Annotated in this window: 10 protein-coding genes and 1 other RNA gene; 10 read left to right on the top strand and 1 reads right to left on the bottom strand. The window is 41.6% G+C overall.

Annotated features, from left to right (window positions below):
• Positions 1-5: 5 nt before the first annotated feature.
• Positions 6-1,043 (top strand): DUF2027 domain-containing protein, encoded by a 1,038-nt coding sequence (locus tag MR764_RS03420; RefSeq protein WP_247977988.1) that lies wholly within the window; start codon positions 6-8, stop codon positions 1,041-1,043.
• A gap of 362 nt (positions 1,044-1,405) precedes the next feature.
• Here MR764_RS03420 and MR764_RS03415 read toward each other — a convergent pair whose 3' ends face one another.
• Positions 1,406-3,739 (bottom strand): DUF2339 domain-containing protein, encoded by a 2,334-nt coding sequence (locus MR764_RS03415; protein ID WP_247977987.1) that lies wholly within the window; start codon positions 3,737-3,739, stop codon positions 1,406-1,408.
• Positions 3,740-3,879: 140 nt separating this feature from the next.
• Here MR764_RS03415 and rnpB point away from each other — a divergent pair.
• The 9 genes from rnpB (at position 3,880) to MR764_RS03370 (ending at position 13,070) form a co-directional block, all read left to right on the top strand.
• Positions 3,880-4,296, top strand: an RNA gene (rnpB, locus tag MR764_RS03410) — RNase P RNA component class A.
• Between the two features lie 136 nt (positions 4,297-4,432).
• Positions 4,433-5,281, top strand: coding sequence for an AraC family transcriptional regulator (locus MR764_RS03405; protein ID WP_247977986.1), 849 nt, complete (start codon positions 4,433-4,435; stop codon positions 5,279-5,281).
• 600 nt (positions 5,282-5,881) lie between these two features.
• On the top strand, positions 5,882-6,475 hold the full coding sequence (locus MR764_RS03400; RefSeq protein WP_247977985.1) for a DUF6134 family protein: 594 nt from the start codon (positions 5,882-5,884) through the stop codon (positions 6,473-6,475).
• Between the two features lie 12 nt (positions 6,476-6,487).
• A complete protein-coding gene (locus MR764_RS03395; protein WP_247977984.1) occupies positions 6,488-7,294 on the top strand; it encodes a sulfite exporter TauE/SafE family protein in 807 nt (268 codons plus the stop codon).
• Positions 7,295-7,309: 15 nt separating this feature from the next.
• The gene (locus MR764_RS03390) at positions 7,310-8,038 is read left to right on the top strand and encodes a phosphatidate cytidylyltransferase (RefSeq protein WP_247977983.1); all 729 of its coding nucleotides are present in this window, start codon (positions 7,310-7,312) and stop codon (positions 8,036-8,038) included.
• A gap of 17 nt (positions 8,039-8,055) precedes the next feature.
• A complete protein-coding gene (locus MR764_RS03385; RefSeq protein WP_247977982.1) occupies positions 8,056-8,730 on the top strand; it encodes a phosphatidate cytidylyltransferase in 675 nt (224 codons plus the stop codon).
• Between the two features lie 61 nt (positions 8,731-8,791).
• Positions 8,792-9,889 (top strand): SDR family oxidoreductase, encoded by a 1,098-nt coding sequence (locus tag MR764_RS03380; protein WP_247977981.1) that lies wholly within the window; start codon positions 8,792-8,794, stop codon positions 9,887-9,889.
• Between the two features lie 128 nt (positions 9,890-10,017).
• Positions 10,018-10,620: a CDP-alcohol phosphatidyltransferase family protein gene (locus MR764_RS03375; protein WP_247977921.1), complete on the top strand. Its 603-nt coding sequence runs from the start codon at positions 10,018-10,020 to the stop codon at positions 10,618-10,620.
• A gap of 5 nt (positions 10,621-10,625) precedes the next feature.
• On the top strand, positions 10,626-13,070 hold the full coding sequence (locus MR764_RS03370) for a DUF5686 and carboxypeptidase-like regulatory domain-containing protein (protein WP_247977980.1): 2,445 nt from the start codon (positions 10,626-10,628) through the stop codon (positions 13,068-13,070).
• Positions 13,071-13,150 lie beyond the last annotated feature (80 nt).

Below are 13,150 nucleotides of genomic sequence, written 5' to 3'. Positions count from 1 at the left end.
GTAACATGATTAAAGTAGGAGACAGAGTAAAATTCCTGAACGACGTAGGTGGCGGTGTTGTAACCGGTTTTATCAGCAAGAGTATGGTGAATGTGGAGGGCGACGATGGTTTTGAGGTACCGTACCCCATTTCGCAACTGGTAAATGTAAATGCACCTGAGCTAAATGCCAAAGGCACTGTTTCGCAAGCTGCTCCTGTTGTTGAGACAAAAGTTGTTGAGCCGGAATACATCGAGCCGGAAGGCGAAGTGATCAACGGGAAAGATGCACCAGATTTTTATTTTTGCTTTGTTCCGAAGGATGCCAAAAATCCGTTGTCGGGAGAAATAGAGGTTTTTCTGATTAACGACAGCAACTTCAAAATTCTGTTTACCTATTCGTATTTAACCGAAAGTGATGTAAAAACGGTGGAAACCGGAAACCTGAAATCAAATTCAAGGCTAAAGATCGATTCGCTGACGCAGGAAGATTTAAGCAGCCTGCCGGATTTTGGATTTCAGATACTGCGTTTCAAAGACACGGGAAATGAGTGGTTTCAGCCGGTAATCAAACGTTTTAAAGTAAATCCGGTAAGGTTTTACAAGGCTTCTACCTTTCAGCAAAGCTCTTATTTTAAACGGCCTGCAATGGTTTTAAAAATTACCGCCAATCCGTTAACCGATAATCTGGATGCGATTACCGAAGCTGAATTCAAGCAGTTGGTAAAAGAAAAATCAGAGGTTGAAACTCCTGTAAAAATTCAGAAAAAGAAACCTTCTGATGAGGTAGTTTTTGATCTGCATATCAACGAATTGCTGGATCAGCCGGAAGGTTTGAGCAACCGCGAAATTCTGGAAATTCAGCTTGAAAAAGTGGAATCGGAAATGAACAATGCCATTCGCGATCACGTAAAGCGGATTGTATTTATTCACGGAGTGGGACAGGGCGTTTTGAAACAGGAAGTGGCCAACGTCCTAAACCGCAAATTCAAAAAGTATTACTTCCAGGATGCTTCGTTTAAGGAATATGGCTATGGAGCAACTATGGTAATTCTGAGAAGGTGATGCAATAACGCTGAAAATTAGTTTCGGTCGCAATTTATTCCCTCCACTTATCCTTTCCTGTTTGCAGCTGCGCTGTAGACATCTTTTTTTCATTGGAATTTGAAAAAAACAGAAACGGTTTTAAATAAGAAACATGAAATAAGGAATAAAAATCAGGAAATATTGGCTCAAATTATTCCTTTTCAACACTTTTTTATTCGTTATTCCTTATTCTCTATTTTTTATTTCAGACTCAATTATGTTTTAAAAAATAGCATAGGGAGAAGAAGGAACCGTCCCGACAAAAACCGAAGAGAGTAGTTATCTGAGAGTTAAGACATTTCATTTCTGTGAATGTAGCCAGGAAATGATGTTTTGCTTCTTCAGAAAATAATTTTGCGGTACTTGTTGTAAAGAAAAGAAACCACTAGCAGCAGGGCTCCGACTAAGACAAACACAATGGTTTTTGGAATGGTTGCCAGATTGGAAAGATCGTAAACAAACAGTTTGACGATGGTTCCGCCAAATAAAATAATCGATGTGAGCCGCAGGTGTTTCTTCTTTTTCCATATTCCGTAAACAATCAGCAAAAAGGAGAGGATGCCCCACAAAATGCTGAGACTGTAGTTATATACATTGACAGAATCGGACAAGTTTAGCCAATGGATTAGTTCGCTACTACAAATTACGATCAGGGTGATACTCAGAAATACCTCGAATGCATTCACAATGCATTCCTGGTTAATTTGTAAGAGTGAAAACTTATAGATCGAATAAAAGAGCAAAGCCAGGAACAAATAAGCCACGTATCTGATCAGCAGGTAATAGGTCGTGACATGGTAATTGTCGGCCAGATCGGTTGCCAGGTAGCTGTCGCGAAGCGATCCCAGCGCATTTAATCCGCCAGACAGAAATATCAGGATAACTAAAAAGCCCATCACCAGAATGAATCCGTTCAGGAGCATGTTTTTAATGCGTTTAAAATTGATAGATGCCAGGGCTGAAAAGAACAATATGGTATAATTCATCATCCAGATCGTCTTAAAAGTGGAAATGTCGTTGTTGAGATTTTCGTATGTCTTTACCCAGGTTCCGTCGTAGCTCATCTCATAGGTGGTGTAGATTTGCCGGTTGTTCCAGTAGAGATCGATTTGATTATAAAAAGAGAGGAAAATAGTGAGGAGAAACAGCCCTCCGAACAGGATGTTAAACACTTCGAGCCAGCTTTTCATCTTACCTTCTTCCGGCGACCATTTGTTGTTGATGTAGTAAACAAATGCATATGATCCGGTAACGATCAGCGAAGCCAAAAATGTGAGATTGAGGAGTGGGGTGAATACTTCTGAGATCGAGTCCGGATAGAAATTGTAGGACACCGAAAACCAGTTCACCGTAAGTGCAAAAAAAGTCAGGAGCATCAGCGATGCCGAAATATAATCGAACAATTGAATTTTCTTACTGCGCCCCAACCAAAACAGGAAAGCTGCTTCTGCTGCCCAAAGCATGGTTATAAGGTGAGATTCAAACTGAATGCCGATAGCGATGGTAACCAGTAAAATGACCAGTCCGATGGTCCAGTAAAAAAGTTCTTTCTTTTCCGAGCGGTAAACAAGATAAGCCGTGCTCCCGTGTACAATGGCATTGATGAACGTGAAAAGTCCTCCGTATGTCTGGCTAAGATCGTTCATATCGAGCGCAATCATGCCAATGGTAAAGTACATTCCTGCATTCAGTATAAGAAAAATGATATCGTCGATGGCAAATTTTTCCTTCAAAATGAGTTTGTAGGATAAAAGTACCAGGTAAAAGATGACGAAAAAAAGTGAGGCAAAGGTAAGTGCCGTGCCGATTTGATGACCGTAATCTTTTGAGGCAAACCATGAAATAAAAATACCCCAGGTAGCGAGAAAGGCAATGTAGTTGAGCGGCTTCCATTGTTTCTTCGTGGAAATGAAGAGTATCCCCAGGTTAATAATTGCCATGTAAGTGAACAGAACAAGCGCACTCGAAACAGGGCTGTGTAGAATAAAGGGCACAATGTAAGCGCCGGCCAGACCAAAGTGTGCGATCACCTGGCGGTCGTAATACAGGGCAAGTGCCACGGTGAAGACGGTAAACAAAACCATAAGCAGAAAAGCTACTACATACGGGAAGAGGTTGTAGTAGGTGTAGGCGGCATAACTGATAAAGTAAAAAATGGCCATTCCGCCGCTAAAAAGAACTGCACTGAAATTGAAATATTTTTCTTTTAAGCGAACGGCAAAAAAAGCCAGGATTCCCCCAACGAGGTAGCCAAGGGCGATGCGCATTAAAGGAGAAATCAGGTTGTTGTCGATAGCATATTTCGCACCGATCCCCACTCCGATGATAACTACGATCATTCCTATTTTGTTAATGAGGTTAGTCCCAATAAACTGCTCAAATTCGGTGGTAATGCCACTTTTCCCCCAGAAGCTTGAAGCTTTTTTACTTTCCTTTTTTATGAAATGCTCTGCGTGTCGAGGTTGCTCTTTTGGTATTTCCGGTTTTTGAACAGCGGTGGGTTGCTGGGGCGTGAACTCCCGGGTTTCTTGGGTAACAGGTTTCGGTTCTTCAACTTGTAAACGGATAATGTGCCGTTGCAGCTCATTTATTTCCTGCTGGAAATCTGATTGCTTTTTTAGTAACTCGTTTAATTTTTGGAGGAGTTCCTGTTTTTCCGATTTTGATACATTCATAAGGAATGGTTCTTTGGATTTGACTTTTGGTTTAAACAGCAGTTCCGGTTTTCAATGTAAACGGTTTGATCAGAACGGCAAGGTAAAAATCAATTTACGAAAATATACGCCAGATGAAAAACATATTGATTACTTTTGCAGCGGCAGGCCGCTTTATCGCTCTCCCGAGTTTTCGGGAGGGAGGAAAGTCCGGGCAACACAGGGCACCGTGCTTCTTAGCGGGAAGATCTTTGAAAGGGGATAGCAACATAACAGAAAATAACCACCTTGCAGTGGCGTGTCTGCAGCAGGGTACGGGTGAAAAGGTGCGGTAAAAGCGCACCGGTGGTGGTGGCAACATCGCCAGCCGTATGTCTCACGGGTTGCAAAGCCATGTATATCCCGGTTGTTTGCCGCTGTTGCGGTACAGCAGAACGGCCCGTTTTGTTCCTAACGCACAAAGGAACCGGGAGGGGTAGGCTGCAGGACCCAGGTAGTGATACCTGGGCTAGATAAATGATAAAGCTTTCCCGAGTAATCGGGATTGACAGAACCCGGCTTACAGGCCTGCCAATTTTTCTTTATTCTAATCGATAACGCTTTCTGGAAAATTTAAATGATTTTGTAGGGCATGCATGGTTGTTGCTCCGTTAAATTGCAGTTGTCTATTTGGAGAACGTAAATGGTTTTCCCATTTTTGCCCTCACAATTCGAATGAGAAAAAAGAAAGAAAATACGGATGTTGAGATTCTGAAAACGAGGGAAATAAGAAAAACCTTTGTGATGAATCAGCCATTTGTGCCTTCGTACAGTGCGCTGTTGGCGGTAAAACAAGGCATGTTAACAGTTCGGTACCGTTTTCGTGAATACGTTGTGCAAAGTAACAGCGTGATGCTCCTGAACCGGCTGGTAGTATTTGAGTTTTTAGAGATTTCTGAAGATGCGGAATTGTTGATGGTGGTGATCGATAACGATTTTCAGAACAGGGTGCCTATGCGGTTTAGTAAGCTTGATATGATTCAGTACTTTGCAACATCGCCCATTTTGCAGATCTCCTTTCCCGAAAATGAATTTGAAGAAGTTTGGGAAATTGTCCGGATTATGGAAAAAAGGCAGCATCAAAGTCAGTTTCCTTTTACGATCGATTTGTTGCACACCTTGTTGGTGGCGGTTTCTTATATGATGGCCAAGCAGATCAACGAGAACATGCCGTTGAAGAATCCGAACGAATCGAGACGCGAAAAGTTGACCGTGGAATTTATTCGTTTGTTGCATGTTCATTTCCGCGAACAACATAATCTTAATTTTTACGCCGAGCGTTTAGGGGTGACATCAAAACATTTATCGGAGAACCTGAAAAAAGTAACCGGGTTTACCGGTCGGGAGCTAATCAATATGGCGTTGGTTTGCGAAGCAAAAGTGTTGCTAGTAAATGATAATGTGAAAGTTGCAGTGGTTTCCGATCAGTTGAATTTTTCCGATCAGTTTGCCTTTAGTAAGTTTTTTAAGCGCTTAACCAATAGTAGTCCCACCGAATATAGCAGCAGTTTTTCATCGATTTAATCCGTAATTCAGACATGCTTTCCCGAACATAGTCTATTCTTAGACCATTTCAGAATATGGATCTTTGTGCCTTGCCGAATGAGCAGCAATTTAAAGTCATGAAAACAATTAACCGCGGCAGAAAATGTAAGACGCGATAGAAAAAGAAAAGTGCTGTTGGCTCATTACTGGCTTTCTGAAATCCGCGTTTTTATGTCAGATTGGTTTATTTTAGATTTTTTGTTTTAGTGGCTGGTGTGTAATGTGTTGGATATCATATTGCTAAAAAAAGTACTTTATGTTGAATTGGATAATAAATTGTATTTTTGAAGCAGGAAGGTAAAACAGCAAAGTTCACCAGATGAGCCTGGTAGTTATTTTTGTGAAGATACCGGATCTGTCGGGTGATTTGAGAAGAGAGATTAGACAAAGGGAGTAAAGAACAATCGACTTGATATGGGAAATATTTACACGCAGGGAAGCAAAAGAAAAATCAGTAAAATGATTGAAGAAGTAAAAGGTAAGCAGATTCCCCTTAGCGGAAAATGTTAGGTACATTTCTCTTAATTGTACTTTTGAAGTTTTGAAAATAAGTACAACAAGTTGCACTAGGATTATTATATGAAATATTTGGCTGGCCTTTTATTTGTCATTTTATGGATTAATTCATCATTCGCACAGGAGGAACAAAGTGCCCGGTATAATATATGGGTATTTGGGATGAATATCGGGGAGTTCTCGGTAACTCAAAAAGAAAAAAACGGAAATATAGACATACAAGCCGTAACTGATGTGGAAGTAAAACTAATTGTTCCGTACCGGGTAAAATTTATCCAGAATAGTGCATACAAACAAGGAAGTCTGGCCAATTTTCATGTGCAGACCTTGAAGAACGGAAAAATAAATTCAGATACCAGGCTCGAGCGGGAAGGGAACGCCTATGTGTTGGTGAAAGACGGTGATTCGACCGTGGTGAACGAAAACATCACCTTTAGTGGTAGCCTGCTGTACTTTAACGAACCCAAAGGAATTTCAAAGATATTTAAAGAAAGGAGTGGCGAGGTTCAGAAAATTGAAAAGATAGCAGACCATTCCTACTTAATTACCGACGAGAAAAACAAGAAAGCACACGAGTACAGTTACAAGGATGGAATTTTGCAACAGGCAGAATTAAAACATCCTTTGGCAACGATTTATTTAAAACGAGTAATATAGACATTGGTACGAATGATTGTATATTCTGACATAGAACCTGTTTATTACCTGTTGCCGATAATCGGCTTTATAGTGGGGTTGTTCGGGACCATGCTGGGCGGCGGCGGAGGTTTTATTTTTCTTCCGGTGCTCTCCATTTTAATCGGTGTTCCGATGCAGACGGCCGTCATTACCTCGTTGGTGGCAACCCTGCCAATTGCTATAGTCGGAACGGTCGGGCATTCGCGGAAGTCGAACATCGATTTCAGAACAGGCTTTATGTTTGCCGTTGCCGGAATTATCGGGGCTTTTATTGGCGCCGGAATTACCAGCCTGGTTAGTCCAGATCAGCTGAGGATCAGCTTTGGAGTATACTCGGTTTTGATTGCCGTCCATATTGCCTATGGCACTGTTAGGAAGGATGGATCGAACGGACAGAAGCAGGAAGAGGGGCAGCACCTCGATTTGAAAAAGAAAGCCAAAGGATCGTTTTTCGGATTGTTTGCCGGCATTATAACCGGAACATTCGGAACGAGCGGAACAGCGCCGGTAATCGCCGGACTTTTCTCGATGGAAATTCCTTTGAAATTAGTAATCGGAACCTCTTTGCTGGTTATTCTTGCCAACACGGTTTTTGCTATTGGGGCTCATTTCCTGGTCGGACAGATCGATTTTACTTTGGTAATGTTTCTTACCGGTGGTTCAGTGATTGGTTCTTTACTGGGACCCAATCTTTTGTCAAAAATGAAAACGGATAAATCAGAAAATAAAGCGAGATACATATACGCAGCAGTAATGGTGCTGATTGGCGTATTGATGATCGCAGGGTTGAAAAAATAAATTTATGTATAGAAGATGATTCAGGCTATTTACTATATTATCCTTATTTACTTCCTGCTGGGTGGGATCGGATTCTATTTTATTAACCGAAAGAAAGATCCGGCGGTTGCAAAAGAGAGTTATACCAAATTTGGTGTTTACTTTCTGATCATTAACGCCTTGTTTTTTAGTATCACCATCAATTCGTCCATTTTTCATCTCCTGACAATAGTTATTACCGTTGGCGGACTTTTCGAACTGCTGAAATTATTTAGAAACAGTGGTTTTCAGAAGAAAGAATTCTTTGCAATATCGTTGCTGATTTTTGCTATTCTATCTGCAGGATTCATTGCTTTTGGCGGATTGGAGAAAGGCTTGATTTTATTTGCCTTCCTGGTGCTTTCCATCTTCGATAGTTTTAGTCAGATTATCGGTCAGTTGTGGGGGCGGAAAAAACTGTTCCCCGAAATAAGCCCTAAAAAAACAGTCGGTGGACTGGTTGGCGGTGCTTCGGTAGCCCTGGCGAGTAGTTATTTGCTGAAAGATTTGTACGCAGGAGAAACATTGGATGCACTTGTTTTAGCTATTGGTGTGATTGCATTTGCTTTTGCCGGCGATTTGTCGGCTTCATTTTACAAAAGAAAATTTACTGTAAAAGATTTTAGTCGCCTAATTCCGGGGCACGGTGGACTGCTCGATCGGTTCGACAGCCTGATTGCCGGCGGAGCTTGGGTGGCATTATATATTCTGGTTTTTAATTTTTGACAGGAACTATAAAAGATATGGGAAATATTATTGTTTTATCGGTTGTTTACCTCGTCGGGATTGTGTTGTTGCTGGCTTTTAATGAGTTAAATTACAGAAGGCTCAACCTGAAAGGCGAATTCACACGTAAGTTTGCTCATTTTGTAGCTACATTGGCCGTGGTGCCTTTCCCCTACATTTTTCCGTCGCACTGGTACATTTTGGTACTGGCCTCGCTGTTCTTTTTAGCGCTTTTTGTTACCCAGTACAGTAAACAACTAAAATCAATTCACGATATCGAGCGAAAATCTATAGGCAGTTACTTGCTTCCCCTCTCAATTTATGTTACCTTTTTAATAGCAAACTTGCTTGACAATAAGTTCATTTACATTTTGCCCATGCTGATTCTGGCCATTTGCGACCCAATTGCGGCTATACTAGGGATCAATATTAAAAACTATAATGGTCGCATAGTATTATTTGGGCACAAATTGAACAAAACATGGTTGGGATCGGGGAGTTTTCTGGTGACCAGCTTTGTAATCAGCTTGATCGCACTGTATTTTCACAGACATGTGTTTGATCTGAAAACATTTTTATTGGCGCTTTCGGTTGCTGTGGCAACCACAACCGGCGAACTCGTTAGCTGGCGCGGATCTGATAACCTAACCATTCCACTTAGTGCGGTGTTGATATTGGTATTATTTCTTTAATCGGATAATTTGGAAAAAATAGATATACGGTAGTAGATATTCTCAAGAGAAAACAAGAAACATGAAAACGATTGTCATTAACGGAGCAAATGGCTATGTAGCGGCCAATTTTATTAACGAGCTACTTTTGGAGGATTTCAAGATCATTGCCCTCGTGCGAGCGGGAAAAATCCCGGCGCAGGAGAGAATGATCAATATGCTTTCCGATCTAAATGATGGGAAGGAATTTAAATCTGACAAACTTAAAGTATACGATTACTCGCTGGTCGACGAAAATTTTTCAATTGCTGAAGAGCAGCTAAACGAGATCTTTGGCAGCGATGTGGATTATTTTCATTTTGCAGCAAGTTTGAAGTACGATTTCAAAGCAAAAGATGAGATTTTTCAGACAAACCTCGACGGTGTTCAGAATTCAATGCGGGTATTCTCAAAATTTGCATCAAAGAAATCGCGCTTTTTCTTTATCAGTACAGCGTATTCGAGCGGAATAATGGAAGGAAAATTTGAAGAGAAATTCTACGATAATGCCGATATCTCCATGTTCCGCAATTATTACGAGCAGTCGAAACGTTTTGCCGAAAATCTGATCAGAAAACAAATTGAAGAGGAGGGACTGAATGGACATATTTTACGTTTATCGCAAGTAGTTGGGAACAACAAAACGGGAGTAACCAAAACCGATTATGGCATTTTCGACTTTGCGCGCCGTATTCAGAGCATGGCCAACCGGCATCCGTACCGCAAAGTGCGTGTAAAGGTAAATCCCGAAACCACACAGAACCTGATTCCGATTGATACTGTAGTAAGCTACCTGATGCAGGTTGTTAAAATTTCGGAGATCCCCGTAATTATGAATGTGGTAGCTAAGCAGGGAATTCGGAATGGTTTTATATTAAGCTGTTTGAGCGAGTTGGTCCCGATTTCACTGTTGTCTCTACCTGAGCTGGAAGTTTCGGAAATGGATTCCTATGAAAGGATCATTTCTATCGGGATGTCTTTTACGGCCAGTTACACCGATACAAACATGAATTTTGATACCACCAAACTGGATGAAGTGATGCAGTTGGAAGCAAATGAAGCCAGCGAGGAATCGATTCGGAAAATGTTGGAATATTTTTTGGATAAGGCATCCGATAAAAAGGCGCGGATTGCCAGTTAACAGAGAATGAAAAGCAGAATCAGATAAGGCGTGATTGATTCTATCGGAACGGGCAATTATATTGCCGGAGGATTGAATCAATCACGCTAAAACACCCGGTTTAGGCCGGGAATTAACAATTTTTACAAATGAAACAGATTACAGTAAGAGGGGAAAAAATAATAAACGTGCCCAATTTTATTAGCCTTTACAGGCTTTTGGCATTTCCCCTGATATTTTATTTTGCACTTACCGGACAGGAAAAATACTACGTTATTTTCTTGTGCATTAGCCTGGTGAGTGATGTGCTGGATGGAAATATAGCGCGTTTCTTTAAACTTCAAACCAATTTTGGCGCAGCGCTTGACAATCTGGCAGATATATGTACATATGCCATGGCATTGCTGGGATTATTTCTGTTCAAATGGACAGAAATTGAACCGCATGCGTGGATCTTGTATTTGTTCCTGACGGTTTTTGTATTAAGTTACATTATTTCATTTTACCGTTTTGGTAAAATACCGGGATTGCATTTATACTCGGCTGTTTCGGCCGGATACATTCAAAGTATATTCTTTTTTGTACTCTTCGTTTTTGGCTTTTATACCTGGATGTACTACCTCGCAGTAGGTTGGGGAGTATTTGCCTACATCGAAAAGATTTTTGTATTGCTTCGGCTTAACGACATTCGGATTGGAGTAAAAGGACTGTACTGGTTAATTCAGAGTGAAAAAAGGCAGTCTTTAAACTAACCAAAATGTTGAGAAGGATATTTACAACTGCCACGCTTTTGCTTGTGGTAAGTTGGTGGGGTGCCGCTCAGGAGATTTCCGGAATTGTGCAGGATGTGGATACAAAAGAAGCCATTCCGTTTGCCAATATCTGGATAAAAGGAACCATGCAGGGGACCCAGTCAAATGCGGAGGGGCGTTTCATCCTGAAAAAGACACAGGGAGACACTCTGGCGATATCTTCGGTTGGCTACCAGCAAAAGGAAATAGTACTTAACGGTAAAAACGAGCAATTCACGGTTGAATTAAAAAAAGTAGTTCAGAAAATCGAAGAGGTTACCGTTAAGTCGGATATTCCTTTTGCCAAAGTTGTTTTCAACCTGATACAAAAACACAAAAAGGATAACCACGACAAGCTGCATCAGGTTCGCGATTACAAACAGCTGGAAAACACTACCGTTTACATTGCGGTAGATACCACGGCTAAAATCAATCGCTTTTTTGATAACATGGAAGAGGTGACCATGGAAATGGAAGGACAAAATCTCCGTTTCTCTCCGATTTATCTGTTGGAGGAAGCGGAGCTTGTTTCGCCCGATTCGATGAGTGTGGTTTACACGAAAAAAGATGGAATATTCCCGCGTTTAAATCCTGCCATCGAAAGTCTGATTCTGAACAACGTTGTGGTGGATCTGGATTTCTACAAGGAGCAGATTCGCATCCTCGATCGTGGTTTTATTTCGCCGATTGCCAGCACGGCCTGGATGTACTACAACATCTTTTTTAACGACAGCGTTTACGAAGGTGATCACACCTACTATCATATGACCTACACCCCAAAGAACCCGCTGAATCCCTTGTTTTCGGGTAGCTTTTTGGTCGATAGCGAAACATTTGCCCTAAAGAGTATTGAAGCCTTTATTTCGGGTAAAGCCAACCTGAATTTTGTTAACGGTTTCAGAGGTACAGTAAACTACAAAACATTACCCGACGGACAATATTTTTACGATGCACAGAACATTGGAATCAATCTTTCGATCAGGCTGAACAAGGATTCTACCTCGTACAGCTCGCGGCGAATGGACCAGATTGCCAGTGGAAACTGGCTGATCAATAAAACCACACAGTATTCGAATGCCGAACGCTTAGGTGAAATAAAACCGGGCGAATGGAAAAATCAGCCCGAGTTTTCAGTCGATCATTTGGGCGAAGAAACCTATTTTACCGTAAATAAGCTCAAAGAGCAGAAAGTGGTAAAGGGGATTGATAAAGTGGGAGGAATGGCGCTTTCCAGCTACTATAACGCGGGAAAACTCGATGTGGGGCCGGTGTTTGATATTTACACCACCAACCGCATTGAGGGAACACGACTGACAGTGCCCCTGCGAACCAGCGAGCAAATGTTTAAGCGCTTTTCGGTGGGCGGTTTCCTCGGATACGGTTCCATGAGTAAAGAGTTTAAGTACGGTGGAAACTTAATCTACCAACCCGGCACTACCGATAAGTTTTTGTTGCGCTTCAGGTATTACAACGATTACAACCTGATTTCGCAGGATAAGTTTTTGCGGTTCATAAAGAATAATCCCAACAATAAAGGAAATGCCAACTTTATTGCATCTTTTACTACTCGCGAAAAAAATCCCTATCTGAAAGAGGAAAAATATGTAGAATTCCGTGTGGATTATAACGGTGAAAAAGATGTGCATCTGGAAGCCTCGCCTTATGTGCTTTGGAACCGAAATACGCCTTTTGTTCAGTTTGTCAGGGATGGAATTTCGTATCCGAAGTATAATAACTATGGTGTGTTGTTTGATTTGCGTCTTGCATTTCGCCAGCACTACGACAAGTATTTCTTCGAGCGTGTTTATTACATCACCCCGGTGCCGGTTATTAACTTAGGTTGGGATGTGGGAACAACCACCATTCCCGGCGTAAACAAAAGCGATCTGGGTTATTATTCGCATTTCCACGGATCGATTTCAGGGCGCGTGTTGCTGGGGCAGCTTTTTGTCAATTATATGCTGAACGGCGGTTATTTGTTTGGCGATGCCCCTTACGATTTGCTTGATCAACCGGTGGGTTCCATGTCGCTCGGATTTGCCAAGTACCGGTTTAACCTCTTGCATCATGCGTCGTTTGCCCACAATGCGTACACCAACTTTCATGCACATTTAAATGGTGGCGGTTTTATTTTGAACAAGATACCGGTAATCCGGTCGTTTAAATTGCGTGAAATTGTTTCGATAAAGGCCCATTACGGAAGCCTGACCAAAGCGTACAACCCGATTTTTGATTTGCCTGGTTTTTACGACAACAGCAAAAACGCGCCGTATGCCGAAATCGGATTCGGGGTAACCAATGTGTTTAAAGTGCTTCGCGTGGAATACGTAAGACATTTGGGCGGTACATACCGCAATGCCCATTTCACCGACAAAAACGGTATATTCTTCCGGACTGAAATGAGTTTCTAAATCGATAATAAAGAACCGCAACCAGGAGCATAAGCTGTTTTTGCTTGCGGTTTGTGTTTTGAAAAGAGATGTTGTGCGGA

Source organism: Maribellus sp. YY47 (assembly GCF_023111095.1).
Classification (GTDB): Bacteria; Bacteroidota; Bacteroidia; order Bacteroidales; family Prolixibacteraceae; genus Draconibacterium.
Note: the sequence above shows the minus strand (reverse complement) of the source record. Positions and strands in the feature narration are given on the sequence as shown.

Excerpts from the sequence above, each read along its gene's own strand:
- MR764_RS03420 (WP_247977988.1), top strand. The coding sequence starts at position 6 with ATGATTAAAGTAGGAGACAGAGTAAAATTCCTGAACGACGTAGGTGGC.
- MR764_RS03415 (WP_247977987.1), bottom strand. The coding sequence starts at position 3,739 with ATGAATGTATCAAAATCGGAAAAACAGGAACTCCTCCAAAAATTAAAC.
- MR764_RS03405 (WP_247977986.1), top strand. The coding sequence starts at position 4,433 with ATGAGAAAAAAGAAAGAAAATACGGATGTTGAGATTCTGAAAACGAGG.
- MR764_RS03400 (WP_247977985.1), top strand. The coding sequence starts at position 5,882 with ATGAAATATTTGGCTGGCCTTTTATTTGTCATTTTATGGATTAATTCA.
- MR764_RS03395 (WP_247977984.1), top strand. The coding sequence starts at position 6,488 with ATGATTGTATATTCTGACATAGAACCTGTTTATTACCTGTTGCCGATA.
- MR764_RS03390 (WP_247977983.1), top strand. The coding sequence starts at position 7,310 with ATGATTCAGGCTATTTACTATATTATCCTTATTTACTTCCTGCTGGGT.
- MR764_RS03385 (WP_247977982.1), top strand. The coding sequence starts at position 8,056 with ATGGGAAATATTATTGTTTTATCGGTTGTTTACCTCGTCGGGATTGTG.
- MR764_RS03380 (WP_247977981.1), top strand. The coding sequence starts at position 8,792 with ATGAAAACGATTGTCATTAACGGAGCAAATGGCTATGTAGCGGCCAAT.
- MR764_RS03375 (WP_247977921.1), top strand. The coding sequence starts at position 10,018 with ATGAAACAGATTACAGTAAGAGGGGAAAAAATAATAAACGTGCCCAAT.
- MR764_RS03370 (WP_247977980.1), top strand. The coding sequence starts at position 10,626 with ATGTTGAGAAGGATATTTACAACTGCCACGCTTTTGCTTGTGGTAAGT.